The sequence below is a fragment of the Salirhabdus sp. Marseille-P4669 genome, assembly GCF_900240405.1.
In the GTDB taxonomy this organism is placed as follows: Bacteria; Bacillota; Bacilli; order Bacillales; family Alkalibacillaceae; genus OEQK01.
This window is the reverse complement of sequence record NZ_OEQK01000006.1, coordinates 181439-200431: the sequence shown is the minus strand read 5'-3', so window position 1 is coordinate 200431 and position 18993 is coordinate 181439. Positions and strand designations below refer to the sequence as shown.

The 18993-nt window shown below is 37.0% G+C and carries 18 protein-coding genes and 1 tRNA gene; 16 read left to right on the top strand and 3 right to left on the bottom strand.

Translation table 11 applies throughout. The features are described 5' to 3' along the window. Window positions 1–12 precede the first annotated feature (12 nt). The 6 genes from dhaL (at window position 13) to C1A05_RS12915 (ending at window position 6293) form a co-directional block, all read left to right on the top strand. Window positions 13–633 (top strand): dihydroxyacetone kinase subunit DhaL, encoded by a 621-nt coding sequence (dhaL, locus tag C1A05_RS12940; RefSeq protein WP_102028653.1) that lies wholly within the window; start codon window positions 13–15, stop codon window positions 631–633. A 6-nt stretch (window positions 634–639) separates the two neighbouring features. Then, window positions 640–1017: a dihydroxyacetone kinase phosphoryl donor subunit DhaM gene (gene dhaM, locus C1A05_RS12935; protein WP_102028652.1), complete on the top strand. Its 378-nt coding sequence runs from the start codon at window positions 640–642 to the stop codon at window positions 1015–1017. Window positions 1018–1129: 112 nt separating this feature from the next. Beyond that, complete coding sequence (locus tag C1A05_RS12930; RefSeq protein ID WP_102028651.1) at window positions 1130–1675, top strand: glycerol-3-phosphate responsive antiterminator; 546 nt, start codon at window positions 1130–1132, stop codon at window positions 1673–1675. 227 nt (window positions 1676–1902) lie between these two features. Beyond that, a complete protein-coding gene (locus tag C1A05_RS12925) occupies window positions 1903–2736 on the top strand; it encodes an MIP/aquaporin family protein (RefSeq protein WP_102028650.1) in 834 nt (277 codons plus the stop codon). A 24-nt stretch (window positions 2737–2760) separates the two neighbouring features. Next, window positions 2761–4251 carry a glycerol kinase GlpK gene (gene glpK, locus C1A05_RS12920; protein ID WP_102028649.1) on the top strand — a complete coding sequence of 497 codons (1491 nt, stop codon included), beginning with the start codon at window positions 2761–2763 and terminating at the stop codon, window positions 4249–4251. 380 nt (window positions 4252–4631) lie between these two features. Beyond that, window positions 4632–6293: a glycerol-3-phosphate dehydrogenase/oxidase gene (locus C1A05_RS12915; protein WP_102028648.1), complete on the top strand. Its 1662-nt coding sequence runs from the start codon at window positions 4632–4634 to the stop codon at window positions 6291–6293. A 489-nt stretch (window positions 6294–6782) separates the two neighbouring features. On the opposite strand, the gene C1A05_RS12910 is transcribed toward C1A05_RS12915, so the two are convergent. Next, a complete protein-coding gene (locus C1A05_RS12910) occupies window positions 6783–8798 on the bottom strand; it encodes a penicillin-binding transpeptidase domain-containing protein (RefSeq protein WP_102028647.1) in 2016 nt (671 codons plus the stop codon). A 203-nt stretch (window positions 8799–9001) separates the two neighbouring features. On the opposite strand from C1A05_RS12910, the gene C1A05_RS12905 reads away from it, so the two are divergent. The 7 genes from C1A05_RS12905 (at window position 9002) to C1A05_RS12875 (ending at window position 15288) form a co-directional block, all read left to right on the top strand. Next, a complete protein-coding gene (locus tag C1A05_RS12905; RefSeq protein WP_234998532.1) occupies window positions 9002–10075 on the top strand; it encodes a tetratricopeptide repeat protein in 1074 nt (357 codons plus the stop codon). Window positions 10076–10110: 35 nt separating this feature from the next. Further along, the gene (trxB, locus tag C1A05_RS12900) at window positions 10111–11064 is read left to right on the top strand and encodes a thioredoxin-disulfide reductase (protein ID WP_102028646.1); all 954 of its coding nucleotides are present in this window, start codon (window positions 10111–10113) and stop codon (window positions 11062–11064) included. Between the two features lie 390 nt (window positions 11065–11454). Continuing rightward, entirely contained in the window at window positions 11455–11922 is a 468-nt protein-coding gene (locus C1A05_RS12895; RefSeq protein ID WP_102028645.1) for an 8-oxo-dGTP diphosphatase, read from the top strand. A 27-nt stretch (window positions 11923–11949) separates the two neighbouring features. Further along, entirely contained in the window at window positions 11950–12831 is an 882-nt protein-coding gene (gene rapZ, locus C1A05_RS12890) for an RNase adapter RapZ (protein ID WP_102028644.1), read from the top strand. 9 nt (window positions 12832–12840) lie between these two features. After that, on the top strand, window positions 12841–13797 hold the full coding sequence (locus tag C1A05_RS12885) for a gluconeogenesis factor YvcK family protein (RefSeq protein WP_102028643.1): 957 nt from the start codon (window positions 12841–12843) through the stop codon (window positions 13795–13797). Between the two features lie 79 nt (window positions 13798–13876). Beyond that, the gene (gene whiA / locus C1A05_RS12880; protein WP_102028642.1) at window positions 13877–14818 is read left to right on the top strand and encodes a DNA-binding protein WhiA; all 942 of its coding nucleotides are present in this window, start codon (window positions 13877–13879) and stop codon (window positions 14816–14818) included. Between the two features lie 212 nt (window positions 14819–15030). Next, window positions 15031–15288: an HPr family phosphocarrier protein gene (locus C1A05_RS12875; protein ID WP_102028641.1), complete on the top strand. Its 258-nt coding sequence runs from the start codon at window positions 15031–15033 to the stop codon at window positions 15286–15288. Window positions 15289–15391: 103 nt separating this feature from the next. On the opposite strand, the gene clpP is transcribed toward C1A05_RS12875, so the two are convergent. After that, window positions 15392–15979 (bottom strand): ATP-dependent Clp endopeptidase proteolytic subunit ClpP, encoded by a 588-nt coding sequence (gene clpP, locus C1A05_RS12870; protein WP_102028640.1) that lies wholly within the window; start codon window positions 15977–15979, stop codon window positions 15392–15394. Between the two features lie 865 nt (window positions 15980–16844). Here clpP and C1A05_RS12865 point away from each other — a divergent pair. Beyond that, on the top strand, window positions 16845–17171 hold the full coding sequence (locus C1A05_RS12865; protein WP_102028639.1) for a hypothetical protein: 327 nt from the start codon (window positions 16845–16847) through the stop codon (window positions 17169–17171). A gap of 125 nt (window positions 17172–17296) precedes the next feature. Here the strand turns inward: C1A05_RS12865 and C1A05_RS12860 are convergent. Next, a tRNA-Arg gene (locus tag C1A05_RS12860) sits at window positions 17297–17368 on the bottom strand. Window positions 17369–17553: 185 nt separating this feature from the next. Here C1A05_RS12860 and C1A05_RS12855 point away from each other — a divergent pair. Next, window positions 17554–17796: a glutaredoxin family protein gene (locus C1A05_RS12855; protein ID WP_102028638.1), complete on the top strand. Its 243-nt coding sequence runs from the start codon at window positions 17554–17556 to the stop codon at window positions 17794–17796. A 140-nt stretch (window positions 17797–17936) separates the two neighbouring features. Continuing rightward, window positions 17937–18953 carry a sugar-binding transcriptional regulator gene (locus tag C1A05_RS12850; protein ID WP_102028637.1) on the top strand — a complete coding sequence of 339 codons (1017 nt, stop codon included), beginning with the start codon at window positions 17937–17939 and terminating at the stop codon, window positions 18951–18953. Window positions 18954–18993: the final 40 nt, after the last annotated feature.

Here is an 18993-nt window from a genome sequence, read left to right as displayed (position 1 = left end):
GAGGAGAGTATAATGAATTTACATGTTCAACACGTTTTACAATGGATGAGCAAAACAAATGATAAAATCCAAGCGAATAAAGAGTATTTAACCTCATTAGACCAAGCGATTGGGGATGGAGACCATGGGATTAATATGGCGCGTGGTTTCCAAGAAGTGATGACAAAAACGGAAGCGTCCCAATATGACACGGTTTCTGATTTGCTTAAAGATGTTGCTATGACATTATTGTCAAAAGTTGGTGGAGCATCTGGGCCTCTTTACGGTACTGCCTTTCTAAAAATGTCAATGGCGGTAAAAGGACATACGTCTGTGGATCAGCCTGCTTTTACGAAGGGTGTGGAGGATGCGTTAAACGGCATTCTTCAACGGGGAAAAGCAACAGTAGGGGACAAAACCATGATTGATGTATGGAACCCGATTCTTTCCTTACTAAAGGAAAACGAATCCGTAAATGCAGAGCAATTGGAAGATGCAGCGAAACATGCGATGGAATCAACAAAAGATGTTATGGCGAAAAAAGGTCGTGCTGCATATTTAAAGGAACGTTCTATCGGGCATTTAGATCCTGGTTCCGTATCCTCTTACTATTTATTTTCATCTTTAGCAGAAGTCATGAAGGAAGGGGAATAATACCCAATGTCAAACGTAGGAATTGTTCTAATATCACACAGTGCAAAAGTTGTAGAAGGATTAAAAGACATTATTGGGCAAGTTGTTCATAACGTACCAATTGAAGTAGCAGGCGGTACAGATGACAATGAAATTGGTACAAGTGTGGAAAAAATTACGGCTGCGATTGAGCGAGCGCATAGTGAAAAAGGTGTTCTCCTTTTTTATGATCTTGGTAGTGCTATGATGAATGCGGAGCTAGCAATTGAATTGTGTGGTTATGATAATGTGAAAGTGGTCAATACTTCTTTAGTAGAAGGTGGCTATGTTGCAGCGGTTGAATCCAGTATTGGGAAGTCATTAGACGAAATCGTGGAATCTGCAACAAATATTTCGACAAACTAATCCAAGCCTACCACTTGTGAATCCCCTCAAAGAAATGTATAATCAATCTCTTTGAGGGGATTATTTATTTTATACATAATGATAAAGACTTGTACCAATTGAGGTGATGTAAGTGGCAAAATTAGAAGGGGTTTTACCCGCAATAAGAAGCATGAGAGATTTCGAAAAAGTACTGAATAGTTCGCATGAAAATATCATTTTTTTAGAGACAAGGCTTTCACAAGTAAAAAGTCTTGTGAAATATACGCGGCAGCACAATAAAAAAGTGTTTATGCATGTCGATCTCATACAAGGATTAAAAGTAGATGAATATGGGTTGGAGTATCTCATCAATGATATTAAGGTTGATGGAATTATTTCGACAAGAGCAAATGTCATTGCAACAGCGAAAAGACACCATATTACAGGTATCCAGCGATTGTTTGCATTAGATAGTCATGCACTTGATCATAACTTAAAGATTTGTAAAAACGTACAGCCTGACTATATTGAAGTTTTACCTGGAATAATACCAGAGGTGATGCAGGAAATTCATGATGAAACTGGGATTCCTGTAATTGCTGGTGGATTAATTCGCACGAAACAGGATGTAGAAAATGCGTTAAATGGCGCTGCGACAGCGGTTACAACGTCCAGGAAAGAGCTTTGGGAATTGTAAAAAAATTAAAAATAGAAAAAATGATTGACAACGCTTTCAGTATGCATTAAAGTAAAGGTAACAAGTTAAGACAAGTGATGGAGAATTGGAGACCCACACGAGACAAAAGGTTGCTACGATTTATTAAGTAGTGTTCTAGTTTCGTGTGGGTTTTTTGTATGCGCCATCATGATTGCCAGATCTGGGTTTTCATAGTTTCATAAATATATATTAAGGGAGTGGGTTCCATGTCAGCTTTTGTTGGAGAAATTATTGGTACAATGATTTTGATTATTTTTGGTGGTGGTGTAGTAGGTGGTGCTGTATTAAAAAATACAAAGGCAGAAGGTACAGGCTGGGTTCTTATTACAATTGGATGGGGACTTGCCGTAACAATGGGTGTTTATGCAGTAGGTAGTATTTCAGGTGCGCACTTAAATCCTGCAGTAACATTAGGATTTGCAGCAGCTGGAGATTTTCCTTGGGCAGATGTTCCATTGTATATTACAGGGCAATTAATAGGTGCGTTTATCGGTGCTGTAATCGTTTTCTTTCAATATTTACCGCATTGGGGTGCAACAAAGGATCCTGGTTTAAAACTAGCAGTATTCTCTACTGATCCTGCAATTCGTAGTAAAGGTTCAAACTTAGTAAGTGAGATGATTGGTACATTCGCTTTAGTATTTGGTTTAATGTTTATTGGTGCAAATCAATTTACAGAAGGCTTAAATCCATTTATAGTAGGTTTGTTAATTATCGCGATTGGTATGTCACTAGGTGCAACTACTGGTTATGCAATTAACCCTGCACGTGACTTAGGACCAAGAATTGCTCACGCTTTATTACCAATTCCAGGTAAAGGAAGCTCTGATTGGGGATATGCTTGGATTCCGGTTATTGGACCTATCATTGGTGGTATCTACGGTGCATTATTCTATAAAGCAATGTTTGTTAGCGAATTTTCTGTAGCATTCTGGGTAACAAGTGCAGTAATAGCTCTAATCTTTATTTATGCTGCAAGCTCAGAATTGAAAAAGGCAAACAATGCTACAGTTGAAAATAATGCTTCACAATCACTTTAATAATTTTTAGGGGAGGAATACGGAATGAGTAAATTTATCTTATCTCTTGACCAAGGTACAACAAGTTCTCGTGCTATTTTATTTAATCAACAAGGTGAAATTGTCGAAACGGCACAGCAAGAATTCGAACAGTTCTTTCCAAAGCCAGGCTGGGTAGAACATGATGCAAATGAAATTTGGACTTCTATTCTAGCTTGTATTGCAGAAGTTATGCGTAAAGCAGATATTACACCAGAAGATATTGCAGGTATTGGAATTACAAACCAACGTGAAACAGCAGTGGTTTGGGATAAAAATACTGGTAAACCAATTTATCGTGCTATTGTTTGGCAATCTCGTCAAACAGAGGGCATTTGTCGTGAACTAAGAGAGCAAGGCTACAATGACTTGTTCAATGAAAAAACAGGTTTACTTCTAGATCCATACTTCTCTGGTACAAAAGTAAAGTGGATTCTAGACAATGTAGAAGGTGCTAGAGAAAAAGCAGAAAATGGAGACCTACTATTCGGTACCATTGATACTTGGTTGGTATACAAATTATCTGGTGGAAAAGCTCACGTAACAGATTACTCTAATGCTTCACGTACATTAATGTTTAACATTTATGACTTAAAATGGGATGATGAGTTACTAGAAATTCTTACTGTACCAAAGAGCATGCTTCCAGAAGTACGTCAATCTTCAGAAGTATATGCAAAAACAGTGGATTATCATTTCTTTGGTCATGAAGTACCAATTGCAGGTATTGCTGGTGACCAACAAGCAGCTCTATTCGGTCAAGCTTGCTTCGATAAAGGAATGGCAAAAAATACTTACGGAACTGGATGTTTCATGTTAATGAACACTGGGGAAGAAGGCGTTAAGTCTAAGCACGGATTACTTACTACGCTAGCTTGGGGAGTAGATGGTAAAGTAGAATATGCATTAGAAGGAAGTATCTTTGTTGCAGGTTCTGCTATCCAATGGTTACGTGATGGTCTACGCCTAATCGATAATGCTCCTGAAAGTGAAGCATTTGCTACAAAAGTAGAATCTACTGACGGTGTATACTTAGTACCTGCATTCGTTGGACTTGGTACTCCATATTGGGATAGTGATGCACGCGGAGCTGTATTTGGCTTAACTCGTGGTACAACAAAAGAGCACTTCATTCGTGCAACACTGGAATCTCTTGCATATCAAACAAGAGACGTTCTAGATGCAATGGTTGCGGATTCTGGAATTGAGCTTAAGTCTTTACGTGTTGACGGTGGAGCAGTTAAAAACAATTTCTTAATGCAATTCCAAAGTGACATTCTAGGTGTACCGGTTGATCGTCCAGTTGTAAATGAAACAACTGCATTAGGTGCAGCATACCTAGCTGGTTTAGCAGTAGGTTACTGGTCTGGTAAAGAAGAAATCGCAAAACAATGGCAAAATGAACGTACATTTACAGATGATCTAGCTGAAGAGAAGCGTGAAGAGCTTTATAAGGGCTGGAGGAAAGCTGTAGCTGCTACAAGAGAATTTAAGTAATAAGACTTAAGCAAAGCCTTTTTCACTATAACCTTCACCCCACGCAAGTGAAGGTTTCCTACCGCGGAAAGTAAAAGGCTTTGCTTTCTATTAATATTGTGATATAATGAACTTAAGTTAATATTGTGGATGGAGAATTCGAGAGACCACTAAACTCTATTTTTGTATGTGGAAAAAATAGGGCGTTTTGTGGTCTCTTTTTTTGGTTTTTCTGAAGGTGAATGATGAGAGGAAAAGAAAAACATCGTTGCAACTTTTGCATCGGTTTTGGGAAACTACATGTAGAGACACTCTCTATATTGGTAACCATCTAACGAAATGCAAAGTTGAATCTTCAACAAATTTTTTAGCACGTAAATAAAATGAAGGGAACGATGGTTATGCAATTTACAAATTTAAAGAGAAATGAAATAAAGCAAAAGATACAAGATGAATCACTAGATCTTCTTGTAATTGGTGGAGGTATTACTGGTGCTGGTATTGCACTTGATTCTGTCACACGTGGTATGAATGTTGCAGTAGTAGAAATGCAAGACTTTGCAGCTGGTACTTCTAGTCGTTCTACAAAATTAGTTCATGGTGGTCTTCGTTATTTAAAACAATTTGAAATAAAAGTAGTTTCAGAAGTTGGTAAAGAACGTGCAATCGTTTATGAAAATGGACCACACGTTACAACTCCTGAATGGATGATGTTGCCATTTTACAAAGGTGGAACATTCGGTCCTTTCACTACAAACATTGGTTTAAAGGTTTATGATTTTCTTGCAGGTGTTAAAAAAAGCGAGCGCAGAAAAATGTTTAAACCAGATGTGGCATTAAAGCGTGAACCACTTCTTAAGAGTGAAGGTATGAAAGGTGCAGGCTACTACGTAGAATACAAGACGGACGATGCACGCCTAACGCTTGAGGTTATGAAGAAGGCTGTAGAAAAAGGTGCATTAGCACTAAACTACATGAAAGTTACCGACCTACTTTACAAAGATGGGAAAGTAGTTGGAGTGAAAGTAGAAGATTTAACAGATGGTTCCGTATCTGAAATCTATGCGAAGAAAATTGTAAATGCTGCTGGTCCGTGGGTAGATACACTACGTGAAATCGATGGTTCGAAAAAAGGGAAATCCCTACAGCTTACCAAAGGTATTCACCTTGTATTTGACGGGGAACGATTCCCATTAAAGCAAGCTATTTACTTTGATACACCAGATGGCCGTATGGTATTTGCTATTCCTCGTGAAGGCAAAACATATGTTGGTACTACAGACACAGTTTACAAAGGTGACATTGCACATCCTAAGATGACTGTTGCTGACCGTGATTATGTAATCAAGGCAATCAACTTTATGTTCCCAGACGTAAAAATTACTGCAGATGATGTGGAATCCAGCTGGTCTGGTTTACGCCCACTAATTCATGAAGATGGTAAATCACCTTCTGAAATTTCTCGTAAAGATGAAATTTTTGAATCTGAATCAGGTCTACTATCTATTGCTGGTGGTAAGCTAACGGGATACCGTAAAATGGCAGAAGGAATCGTTGACCTTGTAGCGAAGCAATTGAATGCAGAGGAAGGTAAGAACTATCCTTCTACACAAACAAAACACCTACCAATGTCTGGTGGAGATGTTGGTGGATCAAAAGGCTTTGAAGTATTTATTGAACAAAAATTAATCGAAGGCAAAGACCTTGGTCTCGATGCTAATACTGCTGAAGCGTTAATCAGAAGATACGGTTCTAACGTAGATATTGTATTTGATATTTACAAAAACAATCGTGAAAAAGTAGAAGCAGAAAATCTTGATCCAGTCGTATTCGCAATGCTACGCTATGCTTTAGATTATGAATTAGTTTATAAGCCGGTTGACTTCTTCATTCGTCGTACAGGTGCATTGTTCTTCAACATTAATTGGGTTCATGCGCATAAAGAATCTGTGATTAACTACATGGCGAGTGAATTCAATTGGACAGATGAGCAAAAAGAAACGTATACAAAAGAGCTTGAGCAATTATTACTAGAAGCTGTTACACCAGTAGAACGTGATTAATATCATATAAGGGAAGCCTCCTGTTCATGCAGGAGGCTTTTTCTGTGCGCTGTGCGGGAAAGTTTAAATTTTTGACGAGTATTTTAACCTTATATACGAATAAAGGACCTTTTATGCGAATAGAGGCATTGAGTAGGAAAAGTGGACTCGTATTTCCGTGAAGTAGACGAATATTTATGCGTGAATTACGCGTATTATTCGACGATAGACGAATATTAATCTGGTAGGCGAATATTTTGAATAAATTACGAGAATTTCTAGTGTACTTACGAATAAAATAGCTGTTTTCACGCGTAACAGGTATTTACACGAATTTTTACTTAAATTAGACGAGTAATAAATATTGTTTTACGAGTAGGGTATCCTTATTGGCGAATAAAAGTAATTTAATATATAAAATCCAACAAAATTTAGTATCAATGCTTCACTCTTTAACAAAAGATTCAACAAAAAAATGGGACATCCAATGCGGAGGTCCCATTTGTAATTTTAATAGAGTTCTTTAAATATGTTACTCACACGCTCCACTACATAAGCGCTGCTACCGTCTTCCTCAACTTCCTCAAGCAGCATTGCGATGACCATGTCTTTTTTGTCCGCTTGATAGGCAACAAATACGCCGTTTTCTTTTCCTTGTTCGCCTTGCTCCATTTTAAGCTCTGCAGTACCCGTTTTACCTGCAAGTGGTACACCATCCATATTTGCACCCCGTGCAGTTCCATTTGGGCTGGCAACAACATTTCGCAAGGCAGTATTTAAGATGTCCGCTTGTTCAGGGGTAATCATTTGTTCTTTCCAAAGTTCTGTTTCATCATCTTTTAATAGCTTTGGCTTTACCAAATCACCATTATTTAATATTGGTGTGTACATTGTCGCTAAATGTAAAACACTTAGCTGTAATTCTCCTTGGCCGTATGCGGTGTCTGCGAGTAAGATTTCATCACTTAAGTCTCCGCTATTGGAAATCGTAGATGCACTAATTGGATACGTAAACGGAAAATCTTGATTAAACCCGAATGCTTCTAGTCCTTCTACCATCGCTTCCCCACCCATTTCCACGGCGGTTTGTGCGAAATAAATATTATCTGAATATACGAGGGCATCCTCTAAGTCAACTGGGTGACCAGGGTCTGTCACTCTACGCACTTCGTAGTTCCCCCAAGCATCTCCATTACTCCACGTTTCCCCTTTTATGTCACGTGGTGCATTTGGATCAATAATTCCATTTGCTAATCCAATAGATGCTGTAATTGGTTTAAAGGTAGAGCCAGGTGCATACAGCGATGTAAAGCGATTTAAAATTGGATTCGCTTCATCTTCTAGTAACTTTGCATAGTAATCAGAAGTTAATCCATTGGGATCAAAGGACGGAGAGCTAACAAGCGCTAGCGTTTCTCCAGTTGTCGGATGAACTGCTGCTGCTGTTCCTTTTTTACCATTCATATTTTCAAAAATGGTTTGCTGAATGTCCGCATCAATGGTTACGTGAATATCTTTTCCTTTTTGAGCGTTTTGGGAAGCAAGTGTAACTTTGTCCCCGTTTTCATTTGTTATATAAACTTCTGCTCCTGGTTTACCACGTAACTCTTCTTCAAATAACTGCTCGAGTCCACGTTGCCCAATTACATCATGTGTTTCATAGCCTTTATCTCCATATTCCTCTAGTTGTTCTGCCGTAATTTCACCAATATAGCCAACTAAATGAGTTGCTGCTTCCCCTAACGGATAAACACGGCCAAACTGATCCTTAGGCCACACACCAGGAATCTCCATTAGCTCATCAAATAATTCCTTATTATTTGGATTAATTGTTCTTAATGGAACAAATAGATCAGGTTGAACCCAATCCTGATTTAATTGGTTTTCGATAAATTCGACATCTAAATGCAATAACTCCGAAACTTTTTCTATTGATTCTTCTTCGTTGCCTTCCATACTTTGTGGAACGATTCCAATCATCGTAACCTTATCATTTATAGCTAATCCATTTCCGTTACGATCAAAAATTTCCCCACGAGGTCCTTCGGTTACATCCATTCCAACCGAATCCCCGTCTTTCAACTGCTTAAATATGTAAGTAGTATCCCAATTCACAAACCAATTTTCTTCCTCTTCCTCAAGCTTTTCTTTTACTAGTGTTATTTCATGATCAAAGGTAATTGGCCCAGCTAAAGAGTCCATCTCCACATGGATAGGAAAAGTTGCTTCCTTAGCTTCCTCGTAGGATGTTTCCTCATCTGGCTTTTCGAAGGTTACCTGTAGGTTCTCAATATTTAAGTCCGAGTAAATCTTGACGTATCGATCGGCCATTTCTTCTTTCGGATATGTTTCCTTTGATGATGTAGATAGATATTCCTCATACATTTCCTCAAAGTTTTGCTCATTCCATAATTCGATGTATTCTGTTAAACGATCATCTGGCCTTACTTCTTTTTCTTCTTTACAGGCTGTAAGTACAATTGGAATTATGAGTAACAATAAAAATCCAATGGTGACTTTTTTCATAATGGAAATTCACCTCTTCTTTTTTGTATAGCTAGCGTCACAATTTTGATGGACACTTTTTGAAGACCTCTTTTTGAACAAAGAACCCCTTTCCTATTATTGTACCAAAAAATTCCACATTATCATCTAATCTGTTGTATATTTTACGCTTTTATTTATGTTATACTTTGTAAGTCGAAAGGGACGTTTAAGGGAGGCATCAAATGTCTATAACTAATGATATGAAAAATACCGAAAATTATAATATACTCCCGTTCTTAATGGAAGGGGACTTTTATTTTTCAATAGGAGTTAAAGCCTTTCAAAAAAGGGATTTTAATAAAGCGATAAAATGGTTTGAAAAAGCAATTGAATATGCACCACATAACCCTATGTATCAATGTCAGCTATCAGTTCTATATACCGAAATACGTTCTTATCAAAAAGCGAATCAATTGTTAACGAAGGTACTTGATACATTTGGGGAAAGCTATGTAGACTGTTATTACCTAATTGCGAATAATTATGCTCATTTAGGTTTGTTTCACGATGCTCAAAAAAACGTGGAATTATATTTAGATAAAGCAACAGATGGGGACTTTACGGAAGAAGCAGAGCAGTTATTAGAAATGCTTCAAATCTATAATGAAGTTGAGGAAGAAGATGATGATTTCGATGATGAATGGTTAATTGATGAAGAAGATGAGCTCATCATATACCAGGAAACCGTATTTTATCATCTTGAAAATCATGAGTGGCAACAGGCAATTCCAATTTTAGAGGAAATCATGATGCTTTTTCCAGACTATGTAATGGCAAAGCATGATTTTGCCTGGGCAAACTTTTTTGCAGGGAATGAAGAAGATGCTTTAGAAATGGAGTTGGAGTGGTATAAGGCTGACCCGAATTCGATTCATAGTATCGTCAACTTAGCTGTGTTTTATCACGAATTAGGGAAGTTGGAGGAATCCATGGGGTACATAGAAATATTAACGAATGTTTATCCTATGAATGAACAACAAAGGCTAAAAATTGCGATTGGTCTCGCTCATACGAAGCATTATGAGCAGGCATTAGAGCGATTCCAATTCTTATCGAAATCGAAGCTAAAGCAACATATATCCTTTTATAAATGGTATAGTGCTTCCGCTTTGCGCTGTGGGTTAACGGAAAAAGCAGAAGACCTTTGGAAAGAAGGATGCAGACGTCACCCCTTCTTAAGAAAAATTGGCAGCTTAGAGGCGATGAGCAAATTGATAGACGAATCCTTCAATGTCGAATACGATAACAATAAGTAGTAATTAGAGTAAGATGTGAGAAGGGATTGATTCATATGGCTACAGAAGATTTAATATATGATGTAATTATTATCGGTGCAGGTCCAGCAGGCCTAACAGCTGCTGTCTATACTTCACGTGCAGATCTTAAAACGTTGATGCTTGAGCGTGGGGTACCAGGTGGACAAATGGTGAATACAGAGGATGTCGAAAACTATCCTGGCTTTGAAAATATTTTAGGTCCGGATCTTTCGAATAAGATGTTCGACCATGCGAAAAAGTTTGGTGCAGAATATGCTTATGGGGATATTAAGGAAATTAAAAAAGGTAAAGAATATAAAACCGTTGTTGCAGGTAGCAAAGAATATAAAGCAAGAGCGATTATTATTGCAACAGGTGCAGAATATAAAAAATTAGGTATTCCAGGTGAAGAAGAGCTTGGTGGACGCGGTGTATCGTATTGTGCAGTATGTGACGGTGCATTCTTTAAAGAACGGGAATTAATTGTTGTTGGCGGGGGAGACTCTGCTGTTGAAGAAGGAGTTTATTTAACTCGTTTTGCTAGTAAAGTAACAATTGTACATCGCCGTGATGAATTGAGAGCACAGAAGATTTTACAACAACGTGCATTCAACAACGATAAAATTGATTTCATTTGGGATACAGAAGTGAAAGAAATCAATGGTGATGGTGGAAAAGTTGCAAGTGTAACATTATACGACAAAAAAGAAGACAAAACGTATGAAAAGAAAACGGATGGGGTCTTTATTTATATCGGTATGGATCCATTAAGTGAGCCTTTCCAATCACTAGGTATTACGAATGAAAATGGTTATATCGAAACAAATGAAAACATGGAAACAAAGGTCCCTGGCATATTTGCTGCTGGTGATATCCGTGAGAAGGATTTACGCCAAATTGTAACAGCAACTGGTGATGGAAGTATTGCTGCGCAGTCTGCTCAAGTTTATGTGGAAAACCTGTTAGAAGATTTAGAGGTAAAACAGTAATACAGCCTGAACCGTTTTAGACTTTGATAAATAAATAAAAGTCACGACTTCTTAACACTGTTGTAATACTCTTGCAACATAAATTAGTTACAATAGGGATAACGAAATTGACCCCCTTTTATAAGATATATTCTTTTTCCTGCACAGGCGCCCAAAATTTGCCTGTGTTTTTCTTTTGCCTTCCTATCGTATAATAGATAAAGTATGCCTTTTGCAAAAATCCGCCTAAATAATTCCAACTTAAGATCGTTTCTAGAAATCGATAAATTGGTTTTCCGTACGGTTAATAGTATAATTAAACTAGAGAAACTTGTGGTAGCTCTTATTTGCTACATACTGAAAAAGAAAAACAGAAACACAAGGTTGTTTTTCGTATGAGGTGAGAAAATTTTGCAACGGGTAGCGAATTGCGTTTTGCAGAATGGGAATAACGTTTTAATGCTGAAAAAACCTCGAAGAAATTGGTATGTTGCTCCAGGAGGGAAAATGGAGTCTGGAGAAACGATTAAACAGTCTGCAATACGCGAATTTCAAGAAGAAACAGGATTGACAGTTGAAGATCCTAAATTAAAAGGCGTTTTTACTTTTTTGATTTATGAAAATGAGGAGATTGTTATGGAATGGATGATGTTTACCTTCTATTCCAAAGAACATAAAGGGACATTGCTTGAAGAAAGTAAAGAAGGGGAGCTCGAATGGGTTCCTGTTAATGAAGTACTATCGAAGCCAATGGCAGAAGGAGATCGTGCCATTATTAAGCATGCTTTACAAAGTGATGAGATACTTTATGGAACTTTCACATATACTTCGGATTATAAGCTTTTATCCTATCAACTAGATCCACAAATAGACGAATAGTAGCATTCGTAGAAAGAGGGGATTACGATGGTTGAACAAAGTCAAAATATCCAATTGGTCATTATAACCGGGATGTCTGGTGCTGGTAAAACAGTTGCGGTGCAAAGCTTTGAAGATTTAGGCTATTTTTGTGTCGATAATCTACCACCAGCACTACTACCAAAGTTTTTGGAACTGATGAAAGAAAACCAACAGAAAACACAAAATGTTGCGGTAGTGATGGATTTAAGGGGTCGTGAATTTTTTGATTCTTTATTTGATGCACTAGATCAATTGAGCAAAGAGGAATGGGTAACAGAGCAAATTCTATTCCTGGATGCCAATGACGAGGTACTTGTTTCTAGATATAAGGAGACGAGAAGGTCACATCCACTAGCCAAATCTGGATTACCTTTAGAAGGGATTCGAAAAGAACGAGATCTATTAGACGAATTAAAGGGTCGTGCTCAACACATTATCAATACATCCACTATTAAGCCAAGAGAATTACGGGAGAAGCTAATCGAAACGTTTAAAGAAAAGTCCCAGCAAGTCTTTTCCGTGAATGTTGTTTCCTTTGGCTTTAAGCATGGTATCCCAATTGATGCCGATTTGGTTTTTGACGTGCGTTTTCTACCTAACCCATTTTATGTGGAGTCCATGCGACCGTTAACTGGACTTGATGAAGAAGTGTCCACTTATGTATTTAAATGGTCGGAAACGAAAAAATTCATGGATAAGTTATTGGATATGCTGGAATTTATGATCCCTCAATACAAGCGAGAAGGTAAAAGTCAGCTTGTCATTGGTATTGGTTGTACAGGAGGACAGCATCGTTCCGTAGCAATTGCAGAGCAAATCGCAAGCCATTTCGGAAATGCTGTAAATACGTATGTTAAACATCGTGACATCAAGAAAAGGAAAGGATAGGCAGATCTTATGATACAAATGAGAGAGCCCAATGTTGTTGTCATTGGGGGTGGAACAGGAATGCCTGTCCTGTTACGTGGTTTAAAGAATTTTCCGATCAACCTGTCCGCCATTGTTACGGTTGCAGACGATGGCGGCAGTTCAGGCAGACTTCGTAATGAAATGGCAATACCTGCACCAGGAGATATTCGTAACGTAATTGCAGCTATGTCTGATGTAGAACCAATGATACTAGACCTTTTTCAGCATCGTTTTGAGAGTGGAAACAGTTTATCTGGTCATTCATTAGGAAATTTGTTGCTCGCAGCAATGGCATCGATTACGGGGGATTTTTATCACGGTATAAAAGAAGTGTCACGTGTGTTTAATGTGAAAGGTCAAATATACCCAATTGCAAATCAAAACATGTATTTACATGCCGAAATGGATGATGGAACAATCGTTTCTGGGGAATCGAAAATACCTCAAGCAAACAAAAGAATAAAACGGGTATTTTTAAGTCCGGATCATATTGAGCCATTGCCAGAAGCAATGGATGCCATTGAATCAGCAGACATCGTGGTGATAGCCCCAGGTAGTTTATTTACGAGTATTCTACCAAACTTAATTATTCCGGAGATTGGGGATGCCTTAAAAAATTGTCCAGGAAAAGTAGTATATATTTGTAATGTAATGACTCAGTTTGGAGAGACAGAGGATTTTACTGCTGCTGACCATGTGCAAGCGATTCAAGACCATATTGGAGAAAGCTGTGTAGATGCAATTGTTGTGCACAATGCACCTATTAAGCCATTTGTGAAGCAACGATATGAGGCCGAAAATGCCTCTCCTGTCATCTTTGATACGACACGCTTATTGGAAATGGGCCTTGAGATTATTGAAGGGGACATCGTGGATTATTCCAAAAAAGCAGTTCGTCATGACAAAAACAAAATTGCAAAATTAATCTATTCGTTAATTAAATGACGAGACCTAGTGTGACAGCACTTTTTTATTTAACCGTTGTTGCACACCAGGTCTAGTTGTTAGAAGGGGATGTGTGGGAATGTCTTTTGCAGCTGAAGTTAAGAAAGAATTAACACAAGTGGAAGCCGATGCTTGCTGTATAGAAGCAGAATTAGCAGCGTTGATTCGTATGAATGGTTCCCTATCCTTTTCAAATCGCCAATATATTTTAGATGTTCAAACAGAAAATGCTGCCATTGCACGTCGTATTTATTCGCTCATTAAACTCAACTATAAGCATCCTGTGGAATTGCTTGTACGTAAAAAGATGAGACTGAAAAAAAATAATGTATACATTGTTCGTTTGAAAGAAGATGTTCAACAATTTTTGGTAGATTTGAATATTTTAGAGGAGCCATTTTCCTTTAAACGTTCTATTCCTAAGAAATATACAGAGAAGAAGTGCTGTAGTAGAGCATATTTGCGAGGTGCTTTTTTAGCAGGTGGTTCTGTAAATAATCCAGAAACCTCTTCTTATCATTTGGAGATTTCTAATCAATATGAAGAGCATAATGATTCTTTGTGTGAATTGATGAATTCCTTTGATTTACATGCTCGAACGTTAGAAAGAAGAAATGGGTATATAACGTATTTTAAAGAAGCAGAAAAAATTACGGAGTTTTTGATTAATATTGGTGCCCACCAAGCTCTCTTAAAGTTTGAAGACGTTCGTATTATGAGGGACATGCGTAATTCTGTTAACAGATTAGTAAACTGTGAAACAGCGAATTTAAATAAAACCATTGGTGCTGCTTTTCGCCAAGTGGAAAACATAAAGTTTATAAAAGATACAGTAGGACTGGAATCTCTACCTGATAAATTAAGAGAGGTTGCCCAGGTTAGGTTAGAGCACCAAGATGTTTCCTTAAAAGAACTAGGTGAGCTTATTTCTTCAGGGAAAATCAGTAAATCGGGTATCAACCATCGTCTTCGTAAAATAGACGAGTTTGCGGATAAGCTCCGTGCTCAGGGAGTAAATTAGCCTTACTTTTTTCCGATAAAAACACGCCTAAATGGAGAACATTATCGTTTCCATTCCAATATGTTCGTGCTATAATATATGATAAATTGAAACGCTTTCATGGAAGGCGTTCTTTTCTTATATTCAATTATAATAGCGTTTTTATATTATAGGTATATTGGAGTTATACATTTTATTTTTAAAAAAATGAGATATTGAGGGGAGAGAGAAGTTTGGTAGAGAGAAAGGTCAAGGTTTTACTTACAACTGGTTTACAAGCAAGGCCTGCTGCTCGATTTGTGCAGGAAGCAAATCGTTTTTCTGCGAATGTCTTTTTAGAGAAAGATGGCAAACGAATCAATGCGAAAAGTATTATGGGCTTAATGAGTGTTGCAGTTGGTACTGGTGAAGAGGTAGTACTTATCGCAGATGGATCCGATGAAGAGGATGCAATCCAGGAATTAGCAACATTTGTGTCGAAAGAAAATTAATTTTTTCCTATTTTTGTGATGGAATGAGCAAATTCGACATAGAAAACATAAAACTCCGCATTCATAGCGAATGCGGAGTTTTATGTTGATTATGGAATGTTATTTATTGGTTGCTTGTTTTCATAACCTTGTCAATTAGTCCGTACTCCAGTGCTTTTTCTGCGGACATAAAGTTATCGCGGTCTGTATCCTTTTCAATGACTTCTAGCGGTTGACCAGTTCGTTCAGAGAGAATTTCATTTAACTTTTCACGCATTTCAATTATACGTTTTGCATGAATTTGAATATCTGTAGCTTGACCTTGTGTTCCGCCTAATGGTTGGTGAATCATTACTTCACTATTCGGAAGTGCATAACGCTTCCCTTTTTCACCTGCAGCGAGTAGAAATGCTCCCATTGATGCAGCCATACCTACACAAATTGTAGATACATCTGGTTTAATAAATTGCATTGTATCGTAAATCGCCATACCAGCTGTAATCGATCCACCAGGAGAGTTAATGTAAATGGAGATATCTTTTTCTGGATCTTCTGCAGCTAGAAATAGCAATTGTGCAACTACGGAGTTCGCTACGTTGTCGTCAATAGCACTTCCTAACATAATAATTCGGTCTTTTAGAAGTCTAGAATAAATATCGTAAGCACGTTCACCGCGGTTTGTTTGTTCAATAACAGTTGGGATTAAGTTCATTCTTAATTCCTCCTTTAATCTTTTGTTTTGTTTATGTACCTATCATACATAAATGGTCAATTAAGGTCAAACAATTTAACTTATTAACCCTTATTAAAATATATTCTTAGTTATACCCTTTATTTCCTCTCTGTAACGTTGGAAGGTATGTAATAATTTTTCTTCACTATCATCACCTTGTTTTATTCGGTTTATACTTGAGAGAAATGGAATAGATAAGAAAAGAGCTAAACTAAGATCGGGGATTGGTCATTCGACGATTTGGTCTTTCGTTAGCAATATTGTTACGAATAAGCTGGAACATATTTGTAATAATCTAAAAATAAGTTATCAATATCTCTTCGATTTTTTCAGTGTCTTTAAACTTTTTATTATAGAAATGAAGCATATACAAAATAGAAGTAGACAGTTCAACTCAACCCTACAATTATTTTCCATCTCCAAGTAATATGAAAAGGGATTCTCAAAAATCCCACACTTTAAAACGATAGCCGACTTCTACATTTACCTATGCAGATATATAAAGCCCACAAAATTTGAAATGGAATCGAACCATATATATTTATGGAGTGGAATGGAGTTCTTGAAATACAACGTGTTATTTACACGAAAAAAGTAATGAGTAAGAAAAAGAAATTATAACGTGTTTATTACTATAGCGAAGATGGAACTCAGAAAGCAAGTATTTCCCTTATATATGGATAATGACGGACCATATATAAAGAGTAAGAGCGGACTTAGAAACATTAAAGGTTATGTAGAACAAAGTAAAGTCGTAAGGGATTTGTGTGCAAATATATTAAGTAGGAATTTTAACATCTTTGTCGAAAACAGATAAGCAGACAAAATTTTAGGGGGAATAGGATTGGATACATTCTTAAAAGTGTTTGGAGTGTTGTTTATTATTAGCGGAATAATCGGAGGAATGTTAATTTATGATGGTGATTTAACCGAAGAATACAACAGATATAAAGACCTTCCGAGCATATATGAAGAAAAAGTTGAAGTGTTAAAACCATTACAAACAGAAAACATTGTGAACACTTCTATGTTTATTGGTGGCGGAGTAATAAGCGGAGTATTCTTCATGGCTTTAGGTTTTATTCTGGAACAATTAATGATTTCAAATGGATTAGATAAAAGAGAGAAAGAAGGAAAGGTGAGTTTCTTAGATAAGTTAACGAAACATTAAATGAAAAGGCAGCACTCTTAAATGAGTAACTGCCTTTTTTTACACTTTTTAAATCATTTTACACTAATTTTACACAAGCAGATTTCAAAACCTATATATATCAAGTCTTAAAGTGATTCTTTAAACGCCCTCGGAGGGAATCGAACCCCCATTACAAGAACCGGAATCTTGCGTGCTATCCGTTACACCACGAGGGCAGAAAAACTAAAACAGCATATAAAATTATACTTGGAACTACGGAAAAACGCAAGTGTATCTATTCATTACAAGTTTATCAGTAATAACAATTGAAAAACAAAAGAATACAATATAAGGATAAGATTTTTTAACGAACTAGAAATTTGCTAAAATAGAAAGGAGTAAAGAAAAGGAGAGCATATAGATGAATAAAGTTATTCTTTATACGAAAGAACGTTGCCCCTTATGTGTAGAAGCAAAGGAATTGTTACATCTATTTCAGGACGTATATGATTTTTCAATTGAGGAAGTGGATATTTATCAGGATGATGAACTTCTAGAAAAATATCAATTAACGATTCCAGTTATTGAAATTGGTGGGGAGCTATTAGATGCTTCGACAATAGATTATTTAAATGTAGAAAATTTATTACAAAAAAAGTATTGATTTGTTGACATTTGGAACAGTGTTGTTAAAATTGTAAATGTACATATCGTATTTTTTTGTACATATCGGGACAAAATAAGCCATACCGGGACAATTATTATCCCAGTATAAGAAAGAAGACGTTTAAAGGAGTTGGCCCAATGCGGGACTTGATTGCCTTACAACAAAAATTATTTCCAGAAGTAATGGAAATTATTGAACGTCGCTTTCATTTGTTGAAAATGATTCATTTATTACAACCGGTTGGGCGTAGAGGATTGGCAGAACAAACCAAGTATGGAGAACGACTAATCCGTAGTGAAGTTGAATTTTTTCAAAAAGTAGGGCTAATAGAAATCACCACAAAAGGGATGCTATTAACCAAAGAAGGCAAATCCGTTCTAGATCAGCTTACGGAAGTAATGAAAGAACTTTCAGGATTAGAGCTGATGGAGCTGCAATTAAAGAAAAAATTTAACTTAACAAAAGTTATTGTAGTTCCTGGTAATAGTGATAATGAAATAAGGGTAAAACAAGAGTTAGGAAAGGCTTGTGTTACTTACTTAAAACAAATTATTCAAGATAATATGATTATTGCTGTGACCGGTGGTTCTACAATGTCAGCAGTTGCTGAAGCGATGACTCCATTAGACAAACACAATTGCTTGTTCGTTCCTTCCCGTGGTGGATTAGGAGAGCAAGTAGAAAATCAAGCAAATACGATTTGTGCTCTAATGGCGAGACGAGCAAAAGGAGATTATCGTTTACTTTTTGTACCTGACCCGATTAGTGAAAATTCTTATCGTTCCATTATAGAGGAGCCTTCTGTAAAGGAAGTGACAAACTATATCTATAATGCGAATGTGGTTCTCCACGGAATTGGGGATGCTATGTCTATGGCAAAAAGAAGAAAGACACCACCAGCTGAAATAGAAAAAATTCAAAAATCTAACGGTGTTGGTGAAGCCTTTGGGTACTACTTCAATAAACGTGGTGAAATTGTCCATAAAGTTAGAACGGTAGGTTTACAGGTTGAAGATTTGAATCAGAAAGAGCATGTGATTGCGGTAGCAGGTGGGGCTTCAAAGGCGGATGCAATTGAATCCTATTTTCATTATGGTCATAGCAATGTGCTCATAACCGATGAAGCAGCTGCAACATTATTGGTAAAAGGGTAAATCCCTTTAAATAAAAAGGTTGATAACACAAGGAGGAATT

Bases quoted from the DNA above. Each gene is read 5' to 3' on its own strand.
- dhaL (WP_102028653.1), top strand. From the start codon at position 13: ATGAATTTACATGTTCAACACGTTTTACAATGGATGAGCAAAACAAAT.
- dhaM (WP_102028652.1), top strand. From the start codon at position 640: ATGTCAAACGTAGGAATTGTTCTAATATCACACAGTGCAAAAGTTGTA.
- C1A05_RS12925 (WP_102028650.1), top strand. From the start codon at position 1,903: ATGTCAGCTTTTGTTGGAGAAATTATTGGTACAATGATTTTGATTATT.
- glpK (WP_102028649.1), top strand. From the start codon at position 2,761: ATGAGTAAATTTATCTTATCTCTTGACCAAGGTACAACAAGTTCTCGT.
- C1A05_RS12915 (WP_102028648.1), top strand. From the start codon at position 4,632: ATGCAATTTACAAATTTAAAGAGAAATGAAATAAAGCAAAAGATACAA.
- C1A05_RS12910 (WP_102028647.1), bottom strand. From the start codon at position 8,798: ATGAAAAAAGTCACCATTGGATTTTTATTGTTACTCATAATTCCAATT.
- C1A05_RS12905 (WP_234998532.1), top strand. From the start codon at position 9,002: ATGTCTATAACTAATGATATGAAAAATACCGAAAATTATAATATACTC.
- trxB (WP_102028646.1), top strand. From the start codon at position 10,111: ATGGCTACAGAAGATTTAATATATGATGTAATTATTATCGGTGCAGGT.
- rapZ (WP_102028644.1), top strand. From the start codon at position 11,950: ATGGTTGAACAAAGTCAAAATATCCAATTGGTCATTATAACCGGGATG.
- C1A05_RS12885 (WP_102028643.1), top strand. From the start codon at position 12,841: ATGATACAAATGAGAGAGCCCAATGTTGTTGTCATTGGGGGTGGAACA.
- whiA (WP_102028642.1), top strand. From the start codon at position 13,877: ATGTCTTTTGCAGCTGAAGTTAAGAAAGAATTAACACAAGTGGAAGCC.
- clpP (WP_102028640.1), bottom strand. From the start codon at position 15,979: ATGAACTTAATCCCAACTGTTATTGAACAAACAAACCGCGGTGAACGT.
- C1A05_RS12855 (WP_102028638.1), top strand. From the start codon at position 17,554: ATGAATAAAGTTATTCTTTATACGAAAGAACGTTGCCCCTTATGTGTA.
- C1A05_RS12850 (WP_102028637.1), top strand. From the start codon at position 17,937: ATGCGGGACTTGATTGCCTTACAACAAAAATTATTTCCAGAAGTAATG.